This window comes from Lachnoclostridium sp. An138, assembly GCF_002160765.1.
GTDB classification, from domain to species: domain Bacteria; phylum Bacillota; class Clostridia; order Lachnospirales; family Lachnospiraceae; genus Laedolimicola; species Laedolimicola faecalis.
In genome coordinates, this window is the sequence record NZ_NFLF01000017.1 from 51,371 (window position 1) to 71,817 (window position 20,447).

The window sequence follows — 20,447 nt, forward strand, 5'->3', positions numbered from 1 at the left end:
TCATCCTCCTTTTGCGTCTTCCATCACCAGCGCCGGCGTACCAGGGGCAATGCGCCCCGGCAAACCAATGCTGTACAGAAAGCGTAGCATTCCCACCCTACCGCCATATGACATTTATCCTGCAATTTTGTAGGAATTGCTCTGAACAGCCAGGACATTTCCGGTCAATTAAGGGGATTCCGACAGGAAATTCATGGTAAATACCGCTCCTTTTCCAGGCTCGCTGTCCGCCTCAATGGTACCCCCGTGCATCTCCACAACTGCTTTCGCAAGCGGAAGGCCCAGGCCAATCCCTTTCGTATCCTTTGAAAAACGGCTTCGGTAAAACCGTTTGAAAATATGGTGCAGATCCTCCGGATGGATTCCTCTTCCGTCGTCCTTCACCGTTATCTGGACCACCGACGCAAACTGCCTCCATTCCACCCGGATCGCGCCGCCCTTCTCCGTGTGGTCAAAAGCATTTTTCACAAGGTTCCCGGCCGCCTCCAGAAACCAGCTCCGGTCACAGTTCAGCGTGACGCCGTCTTCCCCGGAGAATGTCAGCGTCTTATCCTCCAGCTCTGCCCGGCAGGCAAACTGCTTTTCCAGGGCCCACATCATTTCCGGTACGGATTCCTCTGCCTTTTCCATCACAATCGTTCCCGCGTCCAGCTTCGCGATCTTCAGCAGGTTCTGCACCAGCGTCTCGATCCGGTCAAGCTCCTGCTCCGAAAGATCGGTAAACTCCCGTATCTCCGGCAGATTTTCCGCCTCTCCCTGCAGAATCCCGTTGTAAATATTCAGCGCCGCAAGAGGCGTCTTCAATTGATGAGAGATGTCCGCTATGGTATCCTTCATAAATTCTCTGGATTTCGCCTCGTTTTCCGCATGGGCGTTCAAAATCGCCGCAAGGGAATTGATTTCGTGAAACAGCCGGTACAGCTCTCCCTCTTTCTCACAGTCGATCCGCGCGTCCGGATCTCCCTGCAGATATGCCCGAATCTGCGCCACAGCCTCCTCAAGAATCCGGTTCTCCTCCCGGAAATGCAGGAACGCTGTCATCAGAATCAAAAGCCCCAGGCCAAGACAGCAGGCTCCGGCCCACAGCGCCGCTCCTTCTCCCGGGCCTGCCGCCTCTTGGGCTCCCGGCACTCCTGCTGCCAGACCGGCCAAAACCGCTGAGAGAAGCGTAAAAATCAGCGTAAGCAGTCCTGCTCTGACAAAAAACTGTTTGATCCTTTTATCCGCCAGTATCTTCATCCCGCACCTCAATCCGCCGTGTTCCATTTATATCCCATGCGCCGTACTGTGATGATTTTCTTTGGCTCGCCGGGGTCATCTTCTATTTTTGTACGCAGCCTCCGGATATAAACGGTCAGCGTGCTGCTGTCTATATATTTCTCTTCATGGTCCCAGAGCCTGCCCAGGATCTGCTCCGGCGACAGAACCATATCCGGATTTTCCATAAAGAGGCAGAGCAGCTTATATTCCCCCGCTGTCAGGTCAAGCTTCACTCCATCCTTGTATACCTCTCCTTTCAGCCGCTGTATCGTAATGCCGCCTGAGCTTAATTCCACATTTTCCTGTCCGGAATTCCCGTCAAAATTTTCGCTTCTGCGCAGAAGCGCATTCACCCGGGACAGGAATACCGCCAGCTTAAAAGGCTTGGTAATGTAATCGTCTCCGCCTATGTCCAGTCCCATGATGATATCCGTCTCCTCATCCGCCGCTGTGAGAAAGATAATCGGTACCTTCGATGTCTCCCGGATGAACCTGCACAGATCATAGCCGGAACCGTCCGGCAGAGACACGTCCAGAATGACCAGGTCGTACCTTCCATCCTTCCATATTCTCCGCGCTTCCAGGCTTGTCCTTGCAACCTCCGTCTCATATCCCTGCTTCTTCAAAGCAAAGGTTAATCCGCCTATCAAACTCAAATCATCTTCTGCGAAAAAAATACGTTTCATGCTTTCTTCCTGCCTTTTCTCTTTCACTGAAAGGATCTTTTCCAAAAAAGAGGCGCCGCACTAATTGCTTAGCACGGCTGCCCGTATGTTTTTCTCACCTTTAGCATACGGAATTTCCCGGAATACGTCAAGGGCTATCAGGCAGAATTCCTGCAAAAGCTCCAGGTCAAAGCCGGTATCAAAGGCCGTCTTCCCGTAATACAGGTACCTGTCCGGATGGAGATCCGGATGAAAAATGCGTTTAAAAAACGGGTTGTAAGCATTGGGGAAAGGTACAAAAATGTAACCTTCCTGTACCTTTCCTGTGACCTTCCTCTGCTATCCTGATATCTGAAAAGAAAAAGCATTCCATATTTTCATACAGGAGGAAATCGGCATGAAAGACAACATCATCTTACAGACAAGAGGACTGAAAAAATATTATGGAAAGGGCGAAACGCTGGTGAAAGCCCTGGACGGCATAGATCTGGATATCGAAAGAGGAAAATTTACGGCCATTATCGGAACCTCCGGCTCCGGAAAATCCACGCTGCTTCATATGCTGGGCGGCCTGGATACCCCGAGCGAAGGCAGCGTCCGGGTGGGCGATACGGAGCTTGCAGCCTTAAACAGCGAACAGGCCACCATTTTCCGCCGTAAGCAGATCGGCTTCATCTTTCAGAATTATAATCTGGTTCCCGTCTTAAGCGTATGGGAAAATATCATCCTTCCCATCTCCCTGGACGGCAGGCGGCCTGACCGGAAATTCATCCTGCAGGTAGTCAAGCTTCTTGGCCTGGAAAAGAAGCTTGACAGCCTTCCCAACCAGCTCTCCGGCGGCCAGCAGCAGCGGGTGGCCATCGCAAGAGCCCTTGCCAGCAAGCCCTCGATTATCCTGGCCGACGAGCCTACCGGAAACCTGGACACCAGAACCAGCGACGACGTCATCGGTCTTCTGAAAATGACGGGCAGGGAGTTTGACCAGACCATCGTCATGATCACCCACAACCCGGAAATCGCCCAGATGGCTGACCGGGTCATCCGCATTGAAGACGGACATATCGTATCACAGTAAGGAGGTTTTCCCGCATGAAATCCACAAGAAAAATATTCAAACCAATCCAGACACTGAATGCGCGGACCTTCCGTTCCAATAAGGGCCGGAACCTGGTCGCCGTACTGGCCGTCCTGATGACCGCGCTGATGTTCACGACTCTCTTTACGCTGGCCCAGAGCATGAGCAAAAATATCGTAGAGATGACCTTCCGCCAGACCGGATACGACGCCCAGGCTTCTTTTCGGGATATTACGGAAGAACAGGCAGCCCTCCTTGCCGCCCACCCGGATGTCCGAGAAGTGGGGACGAGCATCGTCCTCGGCATCGCTGAAAACACAGAGCTTGCGGGCCGCCAGGTGGAAATCCGCTGGGCAGATGAAAGCTATGCCGTCCACAGCTTCGCCGCTCCCACTACGGGACGGCTTCCGGAAAGCGCCGGCGAGATCGCCCTGGATACGCTTACCCTTGACCGGCTTGGCCTTCCCCATGAACTGGGCGAAAGCGTCACGCTGGAATGGCGTAAGGATCTGAACAGCAGCGAAGTCACTTCCTCTGTCTTTACGCTCTGCGGGTTCTGGGAAGGAAACGAATCCAGCTATGCCGGCATGGCCTGGGTCAGCCGGGATTTCGCCGATGAAATGATTGCGGAAGAAAAGAGCTTTGCCGGAGCAGATGCAGATACTCAGACTCCGGACAGTGCTTCCGACGGAAATGTGCTCGGCACCTTCATGGCCCAGGTGAGCCTGTACAGCGACCAGAATATCGAAGCAGATCTGAACGACATCCTGGCAGACACCGGCCTTTCGGATCTGGAATACAACGTAAACCTGGCCTATTCCCCGGAAATGGGCGCCACAGCCTTCCAGGAAAGCCTGCCTCTGTACCTGGGCATGATTCTGGTCTTTATCGCCGGCTTCCTGATCATCTACAATATCTTTCAGATCAGTGTCACCGCCGATATCCAGTTCTACGGCAGGCTGAAAACTCTCGGAACCACCAACCGCCAGATCCGCCGGCTTATCTTCGGGCAGGCAGGCCGCATCTGCCTGATCGGAATCCCTCTGGGACTGCTATTTGGCTGGCTGCTCGGCATGGTGCTGGTGCCTTCCTTCCTGGGAATCCTTGAGGGCGAAAGCACCGTATCCGCTAATCCGGTCATTTTCATCGGCTCCGCCCTGTTCGCCTGGATTACGGTCCTTCTCTCCTGCCTGCGCCCCGCAAGGCTCGCGGGAAAGGTGTCTCCCATAGAAGCTCTGCGCATGAACGACGCCGCGTCGAAGAGCAGAAAAAGCCGCAAACGGCGCCGCGGAAGCGCTTCCCTGTCTTCCATGGCCTGGTCCAATCTGGGCCGCAATAAAAGGCGGACCGTCACCGTCATCTGCTCCCTGACACTGGCCCTGGTGCTTCTGTGCTCCTTCTATGCGCAGAACGCGGCTTTCGATATAGAGAAATACCTGGCTGATCTGACGCTTGCAGACTTCGAGCTTACCGACTCAGACAGCGGGGACAGCCTGAACGGCTATGACCCTGCTTCCACCTCCCTCAGCAGCTCTCTGGTCCGGGATCTGGAAAATCAGGAGGGACTGGAAGCGTCAGGCCATCTCTATACCGGTCAGGCAGACTGGCAGATCGACGACGACACCCTTAAAAATCTTCAAAACTTCTATACCGAGGACGCGCTGGCAGACTGGGAAACCTATGACGCGGCAGGCGCCGGAGAGCTGCGCGCCGCCCTGAAAAGCCGGGAAGCCTCCGCCAGGGTCTACGGCCTTGACGGGATTCCCCTGGACGCCATCACCCAGGAGCCGTATATTCTCCAGGGCAGCTTTGACGCGGAAGCCTTTGTCTCCGGAGATTATGTTCTGGCCGTGGGACCTGCCATCGATCTGGAACAGGAATATTCCGTTCTCCCCACGCCGTCTGCAGGCAGCACCATAGAACTGAACGGCCGTTCCTACACGGTCATGGCTGTGGTATATCCCCTGACTCCTGTGACGGAGGGCGCGCCGGAAGCAGCCGCCGCGGACCGTCTGGAGCTGGAATTCATCCTTCCCCTGGATGCCTTCCGGCAGCAATGGCCCGACAGCACGCTCCGCAAACTGTTTCTCACCGTAGATGACGAACATATCCCGGAGGTACAGTCCTTCCTGGACGATTACAGGGAAACCACGGACAGCAGCCTTCCCATCACCTCCCGCCAGACCATGGCCGAGCAGTACGAGGCTGAGACCCGCTCCTCTTCCGTCATGGGAAATGCCGTCAGCGTCGTCATCGCCCTGGTAGGCATCCTGAATTTTATCAATTCCATGGTGACGGCCATCGTCTCCCGCAGACGGGAATTCGCCATGATTCAGAGCGTCGGCATGACAAAGAAACAGCTCTGCCGGATGCTGGTCTATGAAGGTCTTTTCTACGCAGTCATTACACTGGCAGCCTCCTTCATTGTCAGCGCTCTGTCCGTGGGAATTCTGATCCGCGCCATGGTAAGCGGCGGCTTCTCTACCTTTCATTTCACACTGCTGCCCTTGGGAGTATGCGCGCCCCTCCTGCTTCTGTTCGCCGTACTGATTCCCTGCCTGTGCTTCCGGAATCTGGAGAAGCAGAGCATCGTGGTACGGCTCCGTATGGAATAAAAGTTGAATTTCCTATTGACCTAAAGCTGACTTCAGCCTGTAAAATAATATCAGTGCGCTCCAGCCGGGAAAGGCAAGGGAGCTTTGCCGGCCGGATGCCGTTTCTGCCCGCCGCTGCGCTGCTGCGCTTTCAATTTTCATACTCAGTCCGCCGGCTGCGGGTACTTCACTGACAAAATACAGGAGGATTTAAATATGGAGTACAGAATTCATAAAAAGACCGGGGACAAAATCAGCATCCTGGGACTCGGCACCAGCTATATCGCCGACACGCCGGAAAAGGATGCCGTAGAAGCCCTGATTTACGCCCATGAAAATGGAATCAACTATGCGGACCTTGCAACCGCCGGAGCCAGAACCTTCGGATACTACGGGACGGCCTTCGCCTCTGTAAGGAAGGAAATGTTCTATCAGGTTCATTTCGGGGCAAATTACGAAAGCGGAGAATACGGATGGACCACAAAGCTTGAGACCATAAAACGGCAGATTGACTGGATGCTTACGGAACTGAAGACGGATTATATTGATTACGGCTTCATTCACTGTCTGGACGCAGCTTCCGACTGGCATGCCTATCAGAAACACGGCGTTCTGGACTATCTGCTGGATATGAAGCAGGCCGGCGCTGTACGCCACATCGGCCTCTCTTCCCACACTCCGGCGCTGGCCCGGCATGCGCTGGACACCGGGCTCATCGACCAGCTGATGTTCTCCATCAACGCAGCGTACGACTATCAGCACGGAGACTATGCAAACGGAAGCGCCAGCGAACGCATGGCCCTGTACCGCCGCTGCGAAGCCGAAGGCGTCGGAATCTCTGTCATGAAACCTTTTTCCGGCGGACAGCTTCTGGATGCCAATACTTCGCCCTTCGGTCAGGCCCTGACGCAGTACCAGTGCATTCAGTATGCCCTGGATAAGCCCGGCGTGCTGACCGTACTTCCCGGCATCCGGGATCTTGCCGACGTAAAACAGCTTCTTGGTTTCCTGACGGCCTCTCCTGAGGAGCGGGATTATTCCATTCTGGGAACCTTCACTCCGAAAGACGTCACAGGAACCTGCGTCTACTGCAACCACTGCCAGCCCTGCCCGGCAGGATTAAATGTGGGGCTGATCAATAAGTACTACGATCTGGCAGCTTCCGGGGACACGATGGCTGCAGACCATTACGGCAAGCTGGAGAAAAAAGCATCCGTCTGTGTTTCCTGCGGGCACTGTGATAAGAGATGTCCCTTCCATGTGGCTCAGTCTGAGCGGATGAAAGAAATCGCCGCTTATTTCGGGATGTAAACTGTTCTGCGCCATCATTTTCGGCTCCGGCGAAACCTGGTGCGTCACCGCATTCATAGGATAATTGTTTTCATATGCCTGTAAAATAATTGCACGATCCTTGCCAATGGAGAAATAAAATATTATAATATCTGCTAAGACTGTTTCTGCGCCAGCCGCCATGCAATACGGGAAGGTAGCAGACACAAAAACGGATAAGCTGTACAAACATCTAACAGGACATAAGTGAGGTACGCAATGGAACATCAGAAACTTACAACGATATTATTTGACCTGGACGGTACCCTTCTTCCCATGGACAATGACGCGTTTACAAAGGGCTATTTCAAGCTGCTGGCCGCAAGGCTGGCTCCCCTGGGCTATGAGCCGGCGAAGCTGGTAGATTCCATCTGGGCCGGTACTGCAGCTATGGTAAAAAATGACGGGAGCCAGAACAACGAGACTGCCTTCTGGAAGCGTTTTTCAGAAATTTACGGGGAACAGGTTCTGGACGATCTTCCTGTGTTCGAAGACTTTTACGCCACAGATTTTCAGAAAGGAAAAGAGCTCTGCGGTTTTCAGCCCAAGGCCGCTCAGGCCGTCCGGGAGGCGAAGAGGCTGGGACTGCGCGCGGCGCTGGCTACCAATCCCATTTTCCCGGCCATCGCCACCGAAAGCCGCATCCGCTGGGCCGGACTGGAACCGGAGGAATTTGAATTTTACACGACTTATGAAAATATCGGGTACTGCAAGCCCAATCCCGCCTACTATCAGGAGCTCCTGAACCGTCTCGGGGAAGCCCCGGAACGCTGCCTCATGGTGGGCAATGATGTCACCGAGGACATGATCGCCCGGGAGCTTGGCATGCAGGTATTTCTTCTGACAGACTGCCTGATCAACAGGAAAGAGAAGGATATCTCTGTCTATCCAAACGGCGGCTTCGATGAGCTTATGAACTATGTCCGGGCTTCTGTCTGAGCCATATCCGCTATTGCTGTCTTGTAATGAGTAAGAATTATATCGGACGGCATTTTACAGATATTAAGAAATACGCCCGCGCCATCGAACAGCGCCTTGATGATTCCTGGCGCACCCGGGAATCTCTTCTCCAGGATAATGCTCATTATTATGAAATGTGTAAAAAATACGGATACAATTATATTCTGATCGATGAAGATTATTGCATAGACATCCATAAAGTAAGCCGGGACTGAGTTCTGTGACCTGGCCCCGGCATACTTTATATCATTTATATATATCATTTATATCAGCTTCTGGATTTCATGCTTTCTCTTCTATTCTCCACTTCCCCATGCTTTTCCCGAATTCTTTGCGGCGCCTTGGTTTTATGCGGTTCCCAGTTCTGAATACAGTCAATCAGGAACGAGGAAATCGTCACTGTAACTACAGAAAAGAATATCCTTCCGGCAGGAATGTAACTCAGTGAAAGCCCCAGCACCACAAGATCCGTAAACAGATAGGATCGGGACAGGCGCAGGTGCGTGACGCGGGAGATCGTCAGAGCCAGCGCGTCATCCCCTCCGCTGGAGCCGCCCTGACGCACAATGATTCCGACGCCAATTCCCACAAACATTCCTCCCAGCAGGGCTGCCGCCAGGGGATAAGCTGACAGATCCGGCAGCATGGGCGGAAAACATTCCCACACCTTGTAAAAAAGCGAAACGCTTAGGGTTGAAATTACGGAGATCCTGATAAATCTCCCTCCCAGATATTTGAAAGCCAGCAGATAGCAGGCCGCGTCCAGCACAGGCGTAAGAAAGGCCGGGGAAAATCCAAGCCAGTGTTCCGCAAGAAGCATCAGCCCGATGACTCCGCCCTCTGTAATGCCTGTCCGCTGGTGAATATTGTGGATACCAAAGGAACAGACTGCCGCTCCCAGAATAATTAGCCCAATCCTCTGCCAGGACAATCCCTCCATCCATTTTTCCCGTAAAACAGAAATCTTTTTTCCAGACATGATTTCTCTCCTTTTGTTGCATTTTATCTCTGTTCCATGTTATCATAAACTATATAGTAACTATAATGTCAAGGAGGAATTATGGAAGACCTGTTCTCCATCGGCGAGCTTTCCAGATATCAGAATATCTCCCGGCAGACGCTGATTTTTTATGATAAAATCGGTCTGTTCTGCCCTGCCTATGTGGACCCGCACAACGGATACCGCTATTACAGCGCCAGCCAGATTGACTACCTGGACACCATTCTGATTATGAAGAAGATAGGATTTTCTCTGGATGAAATCAAAGAACATATGCTGCATTACAATATCGACAGCAGTCTGGCCGCGTTAAAGAGACAGGTAAGCGTCATTGACCGGCAGATTCAGGAACTGCGCCTGATTCGAAATAGAGTCCTGCACCGCTGCGGACAGATGGAAGAGGCAAAGGAACACCGGGGAAACGACGGCGCTGTCACCATCGAAAGCCAGGACGCCCAGTATCTTCTGTTCCGGAAAGTGAAAGCGCCATACACCCTGAAAGAAATCAGCATCGCCACCAAACAGTGCTTTGTGGATTCCTCTCAGAAGCATCTTCCCATCTATTTTCAGACCGGCGTCATTGTTCCTCTTAAGAACATCCGAGACGGACGCTTTACGGAGGCCTCCATGGCCTTTCTGCCCATCGACAGGACCGGGGAAGCCCCAAACATCCTGCGTCTTCCCGCCGGGACCTGCGCCTGTATCTACCATGTGGGAGATTATCCGTCCATCGGCCGTTCCTACCGGAAGCTGCTGGATTACTGTGCTGCTCATAACTGGAGTATCGTCTCCGATGCTTATGAATTCTGCATCAACGACTATATCACTTCCCGGGATGAAAATGAATACATTACCAAAATCGTTTTTTACGTAGAAAGCGCGCGGCCCTGAGTCTTCCAGGCCCCGTTTTATTCATATTCTCTGCCCGGACATTCTAGCTCATTGATCCGAATGTTTCTCTCCTGTATACTGAAAGTAATCTGCCCGTAATGAACATGAGACTTATTTTGCAAATCGAAAAGATGGCTGCAGCGCCGGAGGATACGTTCTCCTGGCTTGGTCTTGCTATCTGAGGGCCAAAGGAAAAGAGCAACAGGCTGACAGAGAGCCTGGCGCTGCTTCGCTGACTCTGTTTTGCTGCATGAAATCGGTTTTCCATGTCAGAAAACTGCCGGGAATGAAAGGCTTTCCTGCTTCCATTCCCGGCAGTTTTTCTATTTTGCAAAAGGATTATTTTCACATTTCCGTCCGCGGCACTCCTGCAGCCCTGCCTGACTTTTTCTTCAACATCAGAGGCAGTACAAGACAGCCTGTCAGCATCAGCACCGGGAAGATGACGGCCGCCAGGATTCCCACAGAAAGGCTTCCCTGAGCGAGGGAAGACATCATCCCCACAAAGGTGGGTCCAAGGGAGCAGCCCACATCGCCGCCCAGCGCCAGCAGGGCGAAAAGCAGGGTTCCGCCTCTGGCTATGGTCCTTGACGCGATGCTGAAGCTGCCCGGCCAGAGAATACCTACGGAAAATCCGCAGATTCCGCAGCCCAGCAGGTTTAAGAACGGCCACGGCGAAAGGGAGATAATCAGGTAGCTTACGATGCACAGAGCCGCGCTTGCCCTCATGCAGGTATCAAGCTTCAGACGCTCTCCGTATTTTCCGTAAAGGGCCCTGGAAGTTCCCATCAGAATGGCAAAGAACATCGGGCCGCAGAGATCTCCCATGCTCTTGGTTACGTGCAGGCCGGACTCCGCGAAGGTTGAAGCCCACTGGCTGACGGCCTGCTCGCTTGCCCCTGCGCAGATCATCAGAAGCAGGAGAAGCCAGAAAACCCGGCTGCGCAGAAGCTCTCCAAAAGACAGCCCCTTTTCCCCCTCCTCCAACAGGGAGGCGATAGGCACCTGCGTAAATAAAATACAGTTGACGGCAGGAACAAGCGCCCAGACAACCGCCACCACCTTCCAGTTTTCAATGCCGAACAGGGCAAAAAAGACGGTGGAAACCAGAACTACGGCCACATGTCCCCAGCAGTAAAAGGAATGGAGCAGACTCATGGCCGTCTCTTTATTGTCTGTGGGACAGGCCTCCACAATCGGACTGACCAGAACCTCAATCAGTCCTCCCCCGACCGCATAGATCATGACGGAAATCAGCAGCCCTGCAAAAGGATTCGGCAGTATGTCCGGCAGAACTGCCAGCAGAACCAGTCCGGCGGCGGAGCAGGCATGCGCGGTCACTATCGAAGCCCGATAGCCTATTTTATCGATAAAACGCGCGCTCAGCGCATCGATCAAAAGCTGAATACAGAAATTAAAGGTAATTAAAAGCGTAATCTGTGAAAGAGGAATCCCGTACAGGGACTGAAAAGTCAGGAACAGCAGCGGCGCAAAATTATTTACGATAGCCTGTACAACATAGGCGGCAAAGCTGGCCTTGATCGTACTGTTGTATGAGAGTCTGTGTTTCTGTGTCATAAATATAAACCTCCTGCAGCTGGTTCATTCAGCTGTTTTCATTGTTTGGTACAAACCTGTTATATTATATTGCCACACTTTCTCTCCAGCAATAGCTTTTTTTCTTAAATCATGGTACAATATTCCCAAAGTCAAATACCCCGAGCAGAAAGCTTTCCAAAAAGAGAATCAAAAGAAACAGGGAGGGCCGTATGAATTCACAAAATGTATTTATGGGAGAAAATCTTCAGGAACTGACCGTTCATGGAAAAAAAGAGTTTCCCATCCAGTATTACGCTGATGAACTTTTCCGCCTGCCCGGCTGTCAATTTCCGCTTCACTGGCATACGGAAATCGAATTTTTTGCGGCCCGGGGCGGCTCCATCAAAGCCCAGATCGGACGACTGGAATTCCTGCTGGAGGAAGGGGACGGCGTCTTTGTCAACAGCAATGTACTTCACAGCTTCTCCCAGCTTCGCCCGGAAGACCGCTGCCGCTGTCCCAACGTAGTATTTTCCGGAGAGCTGATTGCTCCCGCAGACCATCTGATTTATCAGAAATACATCGGCCCTCTTTTATCCAGCCGTCAGCTGCCCTGCGTGATTCTGAAACCCTCCATTCCCTGGCAGAACAGCATTCTCTCCTGCCTTGACCGCCTCTTTTCCCTTATGCAGAAGCACGCTCTCAAAGAAGAGCGCAGACCGCTCCCTCTTCTCTCCTTTGACTCCCCGGCAGACGACATCCCCTGCTGGGAAATGCAGGTGCAGAATGAACTGAACCGCATCTGGCAGCTCCTGATTTCCCATGCAGGAGAGATCCCTCCTGTAAACATAGAAAAGGGCGAGGCCAGCCTGCAGATAAGGATGCAGAAGATGCTGGCCTTCATCCGCAGTCATTACGCCTCACCAGTCTCTTTAGACGAGATTGCCGCTTCCGCAAGCATCAGCAAAAGTGAAGCCTCCCGATGCTTCCAGGCTTATATGAATCAGCCGCCAGTCAGCTATCTGCTGGATTTCCGGCTGGAAAAAGCAAAGCAGCTTCTTTCTTCCACCCCGGATACGGTAGAGGAAATCAGCCGGAAATGCGGTTTTCGGTCTTCCGGTTATTTCTGCCGGATATTCAAAAGAAGAACCGGCGCTTCTCCGAATCAGTACCGGAGGGAGACCACCTGACTTACCCCTCTTTTTTCTGTTCCCGGAGCATCTTTCGATAGTAGGATACCCTGCGGAACTGATCCTCAAAATAAGAATTGATTTCCGCTCCCAGCAGAATAATATACATACAGAAATAGAGCCACAGCATTACCAGAACAATCGTTGTAAGGCTTCCGTACATGTTGGCCAGTCCGGGAGAGAGTTCCACATAAAACGAGAACCCGATGGAAAACAGATACCAGCAAACGGCGGAAAATAATGCGCCCGGCGCCTGACTGAACAGACGGGCCCGGCGGTTCGGCACAAAACGGTACAATATCATAAAGACCGCCGTAAGGAAGCAGACGCCCACGATGCCTTTCAGCCGGACTACCATGCCCGTCACCACGGCAAGAAACGGCAGATGCTCCACCGCGGCCGCATGAATGGAATTTCCAAATACCAGGACCACCAGCGACAAGATAATGGCGATCACAAAAATTATGGCATAAAGAGCCGAACGCAGGCGCAGGATGATATAATTGCGCCGCTCTTCCACATTGTAAATGGTATTCATCCCCCGCATGAGCCCCAGAAAGCCCTTTCCTGCGGACCAGGCAGCTACAACTGCCGAAATGGAGACAGTCACCGCTGTCTTACTGTATACTTCGTTGATCAGCCCCAGAATAAAACTGTCCATGCTGGAAGGAAAAATCATCTGCGCCGCCTCATATACATCCGCAGGCGTAATCGAGGTATAACGGATCAGGGTCACCAGCAGAATGATAAACGGGAAAAAAGAAAGCATAATAAAATAAGCGGTCTGCGCCGCATATGCTCCCACATGGTCATCACGCATGGCCTCCAGGAAACCGGATACCAGCCTCACTGTCTTCTTCAGAAATTTCATATTGTTCTCCCTCTTCTGAATGTATATCTTACCATAAATCCGTGATTGCCGTCAATTCCGCCCCCGTATAATAAAAGCTCAGGATTTCCCCGCAGTTCATTCCCTGTTTAGCCATGGTGTTGGCGCCGTTCTGGCTTAAACCCACGCCGTGCCCGTATCCTCCGCCCTCAAAGCGCCAGGCGCACAGCTCGCCCTGTTCGTCAAACACCGGCGTTATCACCACGCAGGCGCTCGGCAGCAGAGCGCTTCCGGCTGTCGATGTTCCATCGTTTCGGACAATCTGGCAGCCCTGTACATTCAGAAGCGCGCGCACATTATACTCGGTATACACCAGAATGGTATCTTCGCTGCCCCTGATCTGAACTTTCACCGCCGCGCCGCCTTCGTTCCGCTCCAGCACTTCTATGCCCTGTATCCTTCCAATCGTCTCGATTTCCCTGGAAACAAAACCGTCCCCTTCTTTTGTAAGGACCGCCTCCGGATTTGCCTCATACCGGCCTTTTAAGGCGCTGTTCAGGTTATCTGTAAGCGTATCCAGATCTGCCTCCGCTTCCCAGCGGTACCAGCTGATATCCGCGTCGTAGCAGCTTTCATCCTCTTCTTCCAGAAACTCTTCAAAGTTCTTTTCCTCCGTCAGATCTACGGCCTTTCCCTCCGCATTCACTGTTTTTGCGCAGAGGTACGGCGTCAGGGCCGTATTTCCCTCCCACCAGATTTCCTCATTTCCAGTGGCTCCGCAGGATGTAGAAAAATAGTAGGCTGTAATAGGCTGGCCGCCGCTTGTCAGGACCAGGCCTGCTGTCTCATCCACCGCCTGGCTGGTGGATTCCGCCGCGCCTGTATTATTGTATACCTGATAGCTGACACTGTCATCCACATGTGCCTCACAGGCAGGAAAATCATAGGACTGCAGCTGCCTGCAGGCATAAGTCCTGGCGCAGACCGCCTGGGCTTTCAGGGCCTCCATGCTGTATCCGGAGGGCATCTCGCTGGGAACCACGTATTTCAGATAAGTCTCAAATGGCAGATCATTTACCAGATAAAAACCCTCCTCCGCCGGCCAGATCTCCAATTCTCCCTCATATACCGGAATCCCGCTGTTTCTTTCCACTGTTTCCACAGCGATGCCCGCCCCGTCTCCCTCCGCCGGCCTTACCCTCATACAGGAATACAGCTCCGCCAGAGGCTCTCCATTCAGGAAAAGCGTGTCTTCCTCTCTTGTAAAGGAAAGGGAATTGCCACTGTCTATCGTCTCCCCGTTTTCCCTGTCATATACGGTAAGATCCTGGCCGGAAGCCGAGGAAAGCCGGAGCTCCTCATGAAGCTCTCCTTCATAGCCTGTGGTTTTCAGCAGCACCCGAATCCTGCCGCTGTACTCCAGAGGCTGAGTCTCCGGTACTGTCTCCGGCTCTGTCTCCGTCTTTTCTTCTCCTTTCTCTTCCTCCTCCCGGGCCTCCGGTACTGCCTCTGGCTGCGGTGGATTCCCTTTTTCTCCTGCCTTATCCCCTTCCCGGAAAAGAAGCGCTCCCAGTATGAGAATTCCCACTGCCAGAAGGTACAGTTTTGCCCTGAAGACCTGCCGCTGCCTTCCGCTCTTCTGATAACCCCAGTTACCCATCCGTCCATCTCCAAAATCTCATCCCTGCAGGGGACTGTCTTTTCATGTACCATTTTTATTTATATGAACGGCACGTCCATGTCAGAACAGGATTTCGATCTCACGGCATCAAAAAAGCAGCCGCAAGCGGCTGCTTTTATCTGCAGTATACCCAAAATGCCGTCTCCGCGATTTTGACGCCTAGCCAAAGCTAGGTGGGTGACCTCAACAGCCCTTCTGCCTTCCACTGCAAAATCGGAGGCCTGACATCCAGACTGAGATATTGGAATCCCATAAACGTAAATGTAGGTTCAAAATAGCGGTTTGACGCACACCCCAGGAATTACTTTCTGGTGCTATTATACTCCATATCTCCTGGTTTGACAACCAGAAAAAATTACATGCTTAGACGGAGTCATTTCTGCGGATATAACCGGGATGCTCCGGATCTGCGATAACCTCTTTCATCTTCACGACTCTCGCATTCTTATCCACGACCTGACCTTCAATATGTACGCCTTCTCCCACCACTACGTTGGTAAGCAGGATACAGTTTTTCACTACAGCTCCCGGTTTGATCACGCAGTCTCTTCCGACTACGGAATTCTCTACCGTGCCGTCAACCATACATCCGTTTGCAAGGAAGGATTTCTTGACCACTGCCGTATCGGAATACTGCGTCGGGCAGGAATCGCTTGTACGGGTGTAAATCGGCCAGGAGGATTTGAACAGATTCTGCGCTGTCTTCAAATCTGCCAGAGCCATATTTCCGTCGTAATAGCTCTTGAAATCTGTGATCGGAGCGAAAAATCCTCTGTGCGCTACGCCGCGGATATCCAGCTCACGGCATTTATCGTTGATGATCATACGCAGCGTATACATGGAGGAAGCCTTTTTCGCCTCTTTCAGGAGCTCGATGAACAGCTCTTTTTTCATTACATAAGTATCCATGAAAATATTGCGGTTCTTTGTCTTTCCGTTATTTCTCTCAAAGGACTCCACGCCCTTCTGACGGTTCAGGTTCACGCAGTAGCAGCTCTGATACTTTTCCTTCGCGTCATCCACAGAATGATAAAGGACGGTAATATCTGCCTCCGAATCAATATGCGTCTTCAGCAGTTCATCGAAATCCTGCGTGTAAACCATATAGCCGGGAGCAATCACCACATGCGTATTGGAAGTATTCTCGATATGCTCCAGATTTGCCAGATACGCTTTGATATCTGTGTTGTAATAATCGTTCTCCTCCTGGGAATCTGTAAACATCATCTTTACATATCCGCTCTTGGAGTTGATATTAAAGTGCCGGCCGGTTCCGATATGACCAACCAGAGACTGAGGTCTTCTGCGGATGTATACCTGAATCCGGTCAATGCCGCTGTTGGACATATTGGAAATCGGGAAGTCAATCACGCGGTATCTGCCAAGGAAGGAGAATGCGGCGATTGAACGGTAATCTTCCAGTCCATCTACCCAGATATGATTTTCTGAAAAACTGATAATTCCTAATGCTCTTGCCATAGTCATTCTACCCCTTTTACATTTTTCGCAACCAGTTCAATATGCTCACTGTCCGCATCGCCGACAGACGCCTGGCTTCCTATTTTCACGTTGTCCGCCACAAGAGCGCGGTTCACAACGGCTCCCTCTTCCACAACTGCTCCCGGCATCAAAACGCTGTCATAAACCTTTGCCCCTGCGCCTACTTTCGCGCCGGTGAACAGTACAGAATTCTTCACTTCGCCTTCTACCACACAGCCCTGGGTAATATAGGCGTTCTTTACGTCCGCATCCTCGGAAATATACTGCGGGAAAGTGGGAATATCCTCTGTGTAGATCTTCCATGTACGGTCGTCCAGATCGAGGCCGCTCTTCCGATCCAGCAGATCCATATTTGCTTCCCAGAGGGAATCGATGGTTCCTACATCCTTCCAGTAGCCTTTGAACTTGTAAGCAAAGAGCCGCTTTCCATCATTGAGCATCGTGGGGATGATATCCTTTCCGAAATCATGACTGGACTCCTCGTTCTTCATGTCTGCCACCAGCATCTTCCGCAGCAGCTTCCAATTGAAGATATAGATACCCATGGAAGCGAGATTGCTCTTGGGATGCTCCGGCTTCTCCTCAAATTCCACGATCTGGCCTGTCTCCGTATCGGTATTCATGATACCGAAGCGGCTGGCTTCCCGCATGGGAACCTCGATAACCGCAATCGTAGCATCCGCGTTGTTCTCTCTGTGGCTTTTCAGCATCTTCGCGTAATTCATCTTATAGATGTGGTCACCGGATAAAATCAGGATATACTCCGGATCATAGGTGTCCACAAAATCGATGTTCTGGGAAATCGCGTCTGCTGTTCCACGGTACACATTCAGATTCGCGTCTGCTTTCTCACGGGGCGGCAGAACAAAGACGCCGCTGTCGCGGGCATCCAGACCCCAGCTGCTTCCTCCGGCCACATAGCTGTTCAGAAGAACCGATTCATACTGAGTCAGCACACCCACCACATCGATTCCACTGTTCGCACAGTTACTCAGCGGAAAATCAATAATTTTATACTTTCCGCCATACGCCACAGCCGGCTTTGCGACCTTATTGGTAAGTTCATGCAGACGGGAACCGCGCCCACCGGCCAGAATCATTGCCAACATGTTATTCTGTTTCATGACAAAGGTCCTCTCTTTCATTGAAATACGATATTATTATACGATTTTATGAAAAAGAAAGCAATTTCTCCTGGCACTTTTTTACGTTTTGCACAATTATATCACGAAAATCAGCCAATTTCGGACATTTTTTGTGCATTTTTACCATGTCCCATTTCTTTCAGAAGAATTCTGCCTTGTTCCGGATTGTATCAGCCTCCGAATTCTCTTGACAATCTCCGCATATCCGGCCATTATAGAAGTGAAACCTGCCACCGATAAAACTTACGAGAGGGGAAAACAGAATATGAATCGGAAAATACTTGAAATCTACAGACAGCTGGCCCAGAGCGCCGGCCTGCGCATGGATGAGGCTTCCGGGACAGTCCACGGCCTGTACGGCAGCTATCAGGTTCTGATTACGCCGGCCGTCTCAGGCTCCAATACCTATTATTTCATGCCGGTCATTTCCATCGCGGCCGCTTCTCCCAGCCATACGCTATCCAAGGAAGAAGCAAAGGATTATAAAAGGGAACATAAAAACGTCTCTTTGCTGAAAGAGGATAATCGTCTGATCACGCTGTCGCTCAAAAACTGCCGGAAAGCGGACAGGCTTATTTCCACGGTAAACGAAGAGCTTCAAAGTCTTACCTTCTGGCTGCGGCAGAACGGGTACGAAAACTGCTGCCAGATGTGCGGAAAGCCGGGCGATACAGCTGCCTTCTATGTCTCCGGTTTTTATACAAATATCTGTCCGGACTGCGCCCAGACTGTGAGCCAGAACGCGGTCATTGCCAGACAGCAGGAGCATGTTAAGACAGAAAGTCTGATCGGCGGCATTGTGGGCGCCCTTCTTGGAACACTCATCGGCGTGCTCAGCATTATCCTCTTAAGCCAGCTGGGATACGTGGCAGCCCTTTCGGGCGTCCTGATGGCCGTCTGTACCCTGAAGGGATACGAACTGCTTGGAAAGAAGCTTTCCACCAAAGGCATCGTCATCTGCTGCATTCTGATGGTTCTCATGACCTATGTGGGCGACCGGCTGGACTGGGCCATCGTAATCGCCAGAGAACTGGCCGTAGATTTCGGAACCGCCTATCAGTCTGTTCCATACCTTCTTCAGATTGGCGTTCTGGACAGCGCGGCTTACTGGGGCAACCTTCTGCTCGTCTACCTTTTTGTTCTGCTTGGCGCCGTGCCGACAATCATGAATATCATGAAAAATAAAAAGAATCAGGACAAAATCTTTCGGCTTCAGTAACCGGAAGCTGTCCAGATACAGGGAAGCGCCGCAGAATCATCCGCCGGGATGGTTCTGCGGCGCTTCCCGCCTGCTGCGTTCAAACTACATTTTTCCTGTTTCCCGCCTGTATATCGCAAAAGCCGCCAGAGCGGCCAGCCACTCTGTCACCCAGAAAGCATGCCAGACTCCGTCCGCGTTCAGAAATCTGCTCAGAAGAAAAGCCGCTGGAATCATAACAATCAGGTACCGCAGAAGGGAAATCAAAAGGGATGGGAATCCCTTTCCCAGGCCCTCCAGGGCCCCGCCTGCGGTAATAGATATAGACGACACCAAAAAGCCCAGGCTGATGATGCGCAGCGCTTCTTCTCCCATACGAATCGTCTCCGCATTTGTCGTAAACAGGGCAAACAGCCGATCCGGTATCAGGAAGCAGATGATCGTTCCAAAGACCATGATAACCGCCGACATGGAAAGGGCAGTCTGAAAGATCTTCTTCACCCTCTTCTGTTCCCCTGCCCCGTAATTGTAACCAATCAGAGGACGGATTCCCTGTACAATGCCGTTTGCAGTCAGGTACAGAAAAGTCTGAAGCTTATAATACACCCCCAGTACCAGCACATAGGTCTCCGAAAAGGCCGACAGAATCCCATTCAGAGCTGAAATCAGAAGGGACGGCAGAGCCAGGTTCAGCGTCGCCGGTATGCCTACCGCATACAGCCTGCCGCTGACCTCATCCCCAAACACCAGCGCGCTCCGGCTGATTTTCACCGGCAGCGCGCCGTTCAAATATGCCGCCAGATAGATTGCCAGCGTTACAACCTGCCCGATTCCTGTGGCCAGAGCGGCCCCTTCAATGCCCATCTCCGGCGCCGGTCCCAGCCCGAAGATCAGCACCGGGTCCAGAATAATATTGGTAATGCAGCCTGCCAGCACACTGATCATGGCTGTCTTCATCTGTCCCACTGCCTGGAAAATCTTCTCAAAGGTCATGCCAAAGGCTATAACCGCAGAAAACAAAAAAGCCACTCTGGAATAACGAACCGCATAATCAATGATTATTTCATCCGAGGAAAACAGCCGGAGAAACGCCGGCATCACCGCGATGCTGGCTGCTGTGAGAACAATCCCATGCACTCCATTCCAGAACGCTCCCAGCGTAGCCGCCCGGTCTGCTTTTTCCTGATTCTGCGCCCCCAGATAAAAGGCGATGGCCGCATTGATTCCTATGCCGAAACCAATGGTCACCGCATTGATAAAATTCTGGACCGGATACACCAGGGACAGGGCCGTCATGGCATCCTCACTGATTTTCGCCACAAAATAGCTGTCCACAATGTTGTAAAGAGAGCTCACCAGCATGGAAAGAACCATGGGGAGAGACATGGAGAGGACTAGGCCAAAGACAGGCTTTTCTTTCATAAAGGTTTCGTTCATATGCGATGCTCCTTTGCGGGGACGGGTTCGTTTCGAATCTTCTGCTTTTATATATGAGACATGCCGCCCGAGAAAGCAGTTCTTTCTCGGGCTCGCGGGCTTTCCCCCCAGGGGACCCTCTCTTGGCCTGCGGCCAATTCACCTTGCGCCCTAT

Annotated in this window: 17 protein-coding genes and 1 other RNA gene; 8 read left to right on the forward strand and 10 right to left on the reverse strand. The window is 52.0% G+C overall.

Annotated features, from left to right (window positions below; translation table 11 throughout):
* Positions 1–168: 168 nt before the first annotated feature.
* Together B5E82_RS13500 and B5E82_RS13505 are read right to left on the reverse strand one after the other, a co-directional pair.
* On the reverse strand, positions 169–1,239 hold the full coding sequence (locus tag B5E82_RS13500; protein ID WP_087308086.1) for a sensor histidine kinase: 1,071 nt from the start codon (positions 1,237–1,239) through the stop codon (positions 169–171).
* An 8-nt stretch (positions 1,240–1,247) separates the two neighbouring features.
* Positions 1,248–1,946, reverse strand: coding sequence for a response regulator transcription factor (locus B5E82_RS13505; protein ID WP_087163943.1), 699 nt, complete (start codon positions 1,944–1,946; stop codon positions 1,248–1,250).
* 376 nt (positions 1,947–2,322) lie between these two features.
* Here B5E82_RS13505 and B5E82_RS13510 point away from each other — a divergent pair, with 376 nt between their 5' ends.
* The 5 genes from B5E82_RS13510 (at position 2,323) to B5E82_RS17955 (ending at position 8,098) form a co-directional block, all read left to right on the forward strand.
* The gene (locus B5E82_RS13510; RefSeq protein ID WP_087308087.1) at positions 2,323–3,000 is read left to right on the forward strand and encodes an ABC transporter ATP-binding protein; all 678 of its coding nucleotides are present in this window, start codon (positions 2,323–2,325) and stop codon (positions 2,998–3,000) included.
* 14 nt (positions 3,001–3,014) lie between these two features.
* Complete coding sequence (locus tag B5E82_RS13515; protein ID WP_087308088.1) at positions 3,015–5,615, forward strand: ABC transporter permease; 2,601 nt, start codon at positions 3,015–3,017, stop codon at positions 5,613–5,615.
* A 195-nt stretch (positions 5,616–5,810) separates the two neighbouring features.
* The gene (locus B5E82_RS13520) at positions 5,811–6,905 is read left to right on the forward strand and encodes an aldo/keto reductase (RefSeq protein WP_087308089.1); all 1,095 of its coding nucleotides are present in this window, start codon (positions 5,811–5,813) and stop codon (positions 6,903–6,905) included.
* A 237-nt stretch (positions 6,906–7,142) separates the two neighbouring features.
* Entirely contained in the window at positions 7,143–7,862 is a 720-nt protein-coding gene (locus tag B5E82_RS13525; protein ID WP_087308090.1) for an HAD family hydrolase, read from the forward strand.
* Between the two features lie 26 nt (positions 7,863–7,888).
* Positions 7,889–8,098, forward strand: coding sequence for a hypothetical protein (locus B5E82_RS17955; protein WP_140393146.1), 210 nt, complete (start codon positions 7,889–7,891; stop codon positions 8,096–8,098).
* Between the two features lie 53 nt (positions 8,099–8,151).
* Here B5E82_RS17955 and B5E82_RS13535 read toward each other — a convergent pair whose 3' ends face one another.
* Positions 8,152–8,862: a YitT family protein gene (locus B5E82_RS13535; RefSeq protein WP_164488697.1), complete on the reverse strand. Its 711-nt coding sequence runs from the start codon at positions 8,860–8,862 to the stop codon at positions 8,152–8,154.
* Between the two features lie 81 nt (positions 8,863–8,943).
* Between B5E82_RS13535 and B5E82_RS13540 the strand changes: the two genes are divergently transcribed.
* Positions 8,944–9,774 (forward strand): MerR family transcriptional regulator, encoded by an 831-nt coding sequence (locus tag B5E82_RS13540; RefSeq protein WP_087308092.1) that lies wholly within the window; start codon positions 8,944–8,946, stop codon positions 9,772–9,774.
* Between the two features lie 345 nt (positions 9,775–10,119).
* On the opposite strand, the gene B5E82_RS13545 is transcribed toward B5E82_RS13540, so the two are convergent.
* Entirely contained in the window at positions 10,120–11,352 is a 1,233-nt protein-coding gene (locus B5E82_RS13545) for an MFS transporter (RefSeq protein WP_087308093.1), read from the reverse strand.
* 191 nt (positions 11,353–11,543) lie between these two features.
* Between B5E82_RS13545 and B5E82_RS13550 the strand changes: the two genes are divergently transcribed.
* A complete protein-coding gene (locus tag B5E82_RS13550) occupies positions 11,544–12,503 on the forward strand; it encodes an AraC family transcriptional regulator (RefSeq protein WP_087308094.1) in 960 nt (319 codons plus the stop codon).
* A 1-nt stretch (position 12,504) separates the two neighbouring features.
* On the opposite strand, the gene B5E82_RS13555 is transcribed toward B5E82_RS13550, so the two are convergent.
* The 5 genes from B5E82_RS13555 to B5E82_RS13575 form a co-directional block, all read right to left on the reverse strand.
* Positions 12,505–13,374: a YihY/virulence factor BrkB family protein gene (locus tag B5E82_RS13555; RefSeq protein ID WP_087308095.1), complete on the reverse strand. Its 870-nt coding sequence runs from the start codon at positions 13,372–13,374 to the stop codon at positions 12,505–12,507.
* Positions 13,375–13,402: 28 nt separating this feature from the next.
* Positions 13,403–14,992, reverse strand: a complete 1,590-nt coding sequence (locus B5E82_RS13560; RefSeq protein ID WP_087308096.1) for a SpoIID/LytB domain-containing protein — start codon at positions 14,990–14,992, stop codon at positions 13,403–13,405.
* A 144-nt stretch (positions 14,993–15,136) separates the two neighbouring features.
* Positions 15,137–15,317: non-coding RNA, 6S RNA (ssrS, locus tag B5E82_RS13565), on the reverse strand.
* A gap of 59 nt (positions 15,318–15,376) precedes the next feature.
* On the reverse strand, positions 15,377–16,492 hold the full coding sequence (gene glgD, locus B5E82_RS13570; protein WP_087308097.1) for a glucose-1-phosphate adenylyltransferase subunit GlgD: 1,116 nt from the start codon (positions 16,490–16,492) through the stop codon (positions 15,377–15,379).
* Positions 16,493–16,494: 2 nt separating this feature from the next.
* Positions 16,495–17,637: a glucose-1-phosphate adenylyltransferase gene (locus B5E82_RS13575; protein ID WP_087308098.1), complete on the reverse strand. Its 1,143-nt coding sequence runs from the start codon at positions 17,635–17,637 to the stop codon at positions 16,495–16,497.
* Positions 17,638–17,923: 286 nt separating this feature from the next.
* Here B5E82_RS13575 and B5E82_RS13580 point away from each other — a divergent pair, with 286 nt between their 5' ends.
* Positions 17,924–18,877, forward strand: a complete 954-nt coding sequence (locus tag B5E82_RS13580; RefSeq protein ID WP_087308099.1) for an FUSC family protein — start codon at positions 17,924–17,926, stop codon at positions 18,875–18,877.
* Positions 18,878–18,961: 84 nt separating this feature from the next.
* Here B5E82_RS13580 and B5E82_RS13585 read toward each other — a convergent pair whose 3' ends face one another.
* Positions 18,962–20,293: an MATE family efflux transporter gene (locus B5E82_RS13585; RefSeq protein ID WP_087308100.1), complete on the reverse strand. Its 1,332-nt coding sequence runs from the start codon at positions 20,291–20,293 to the stop codon at positions 18,962–18,964.
* Positions 20,294–20,447 lie beyond the last annotated feature (154 nt).

What these genes read in the sequence shown, in the direction of transcription:
- B5E82_RS13500 (WP_087308086.1), bottom strand. Translation starts at nt 1,239, where the DNA reads ATGAAGATACTGGCGGATAAAAGGATCAAACAGTTTTTTGTCAGAGCA.
- B5E82_RS13505 (WP_087163943.1), bottom strand. Translation starts at nt 1,946, where the DNA reads ATGAAACGTATTTTTTTCGCAGAAGATGATTTGAGTTTGATAGGCGGA.
- B5E82_RS13510 (WP_087308087.1), top strand. Translation starts at nt 2,323, where the DNA reads ATGAAAGACAACATCATCTTACAGACAAGAGGACTGAAAAAATATTAT.
- B5E82_RS13515 (WP_087308088.1), top strand. Translation starts at nt 3,015, where the DNA reads ATGAAATCCACAAGAAAAATATTCAAACCAATCCAGACACTGAATGCG.
- B5E82_RS13520 (WP_087308089.1), top strand. Translation starts at nt 5,811, where the DNA reads ATGGAGTACAGAATTCATAAAAAGACCGGGGACAAAATCAGCATCCTG.
- B5E82_RS13525 (WP_087308090.1), top strand. Translation starts at nt 7,143, where the DNA reads ATGGAACATCAGAAACTTACAACGATATTATTTGACCTGGACGGTACC.
- B5E82_RS17955 (WP_140393146.1), top strand. Translation starts at nt 7,889, where the DNA reads ATGAGTAAGAATTATATCGGACGGCATTTTACAGATATTAAGAAATAC.
- B5E82_RS13535 (WP_164488697.1), bottom strand. Translation starts at nt 8,862, where the DNA reads ATGTCTGGAAAAAAGATTTCTGTTTTACGGGAAAAATGGATGGAGGGA.
- B5E82_RS13540 (WP_087308092.1), top strand. Translation starts at nt 8,944, where the DNA reads ATGGAAGACCTGTTCTCCATCGGCGAGCTTTCCAGATATCAGAATATC.
- B5E82_RS13545 (WP_087308093.1), bottom strand. Translation starts at nt 11,352, where the DNA reads ATGACACAGAAACACAGACTCTCATACAACAGTACGATCAAGGCCAGC.
- B5E82_RS13550 (WP_087308094.1), top strand. Translation starts at nt 11,544, where the DNA reads ATGAATTCACAAAATGTATTTATGGGAGAAAATCTTCAGGAACTGACC.
- B5E82_RS13555 (WP_087308095.1), bottom strand. Translation starts at nt 13,374, where the DNA reads ATGAAATTTCTGAAGAAGACAGTGAGGCTGGTATCCGGTTTCCTGGAG.
- B5E82_RS13560 (WP_087308096.1), bottom strand. Translation starts at nt 14,992, where the DNA reads ATGGGTAACTGGGGTTATCAGAAGAGCGGAAGGCAGCGGCAGGTCTTC.
- glgD (WP_087308097.1), bottom strand. Translation starts at nt 16,492, where the DNA reads ATGGCAAGAGCATTAGGAATTATCAGTTTTTCAGAAAATCATATCTGG.
- B5E82_RS13575 (WP_087308098.1), bottom strand. Translation starts at nt 17,637, where the DNA reads ATGAAACAGAATAACATGTTGGCAATGATTCTGGCCGGTGGGCGCGGT.
- B5E82_RS13580 (WP_087308099.1), top strand. Translation starts at nt 17,924, where the DNA reads ATGAATCGGAAAATACTTGAAATCTACAGACAGCTGGCCCAGAGCGCC.
- B5E82_RS13585 (WP_087308100.1), bottom strand. Translation starts at nt 20,293, where the DNA reads ATGAACGAAACCTTTATGAAAGAAAAGCCTGTCTTTGGCCTAGTCCTC.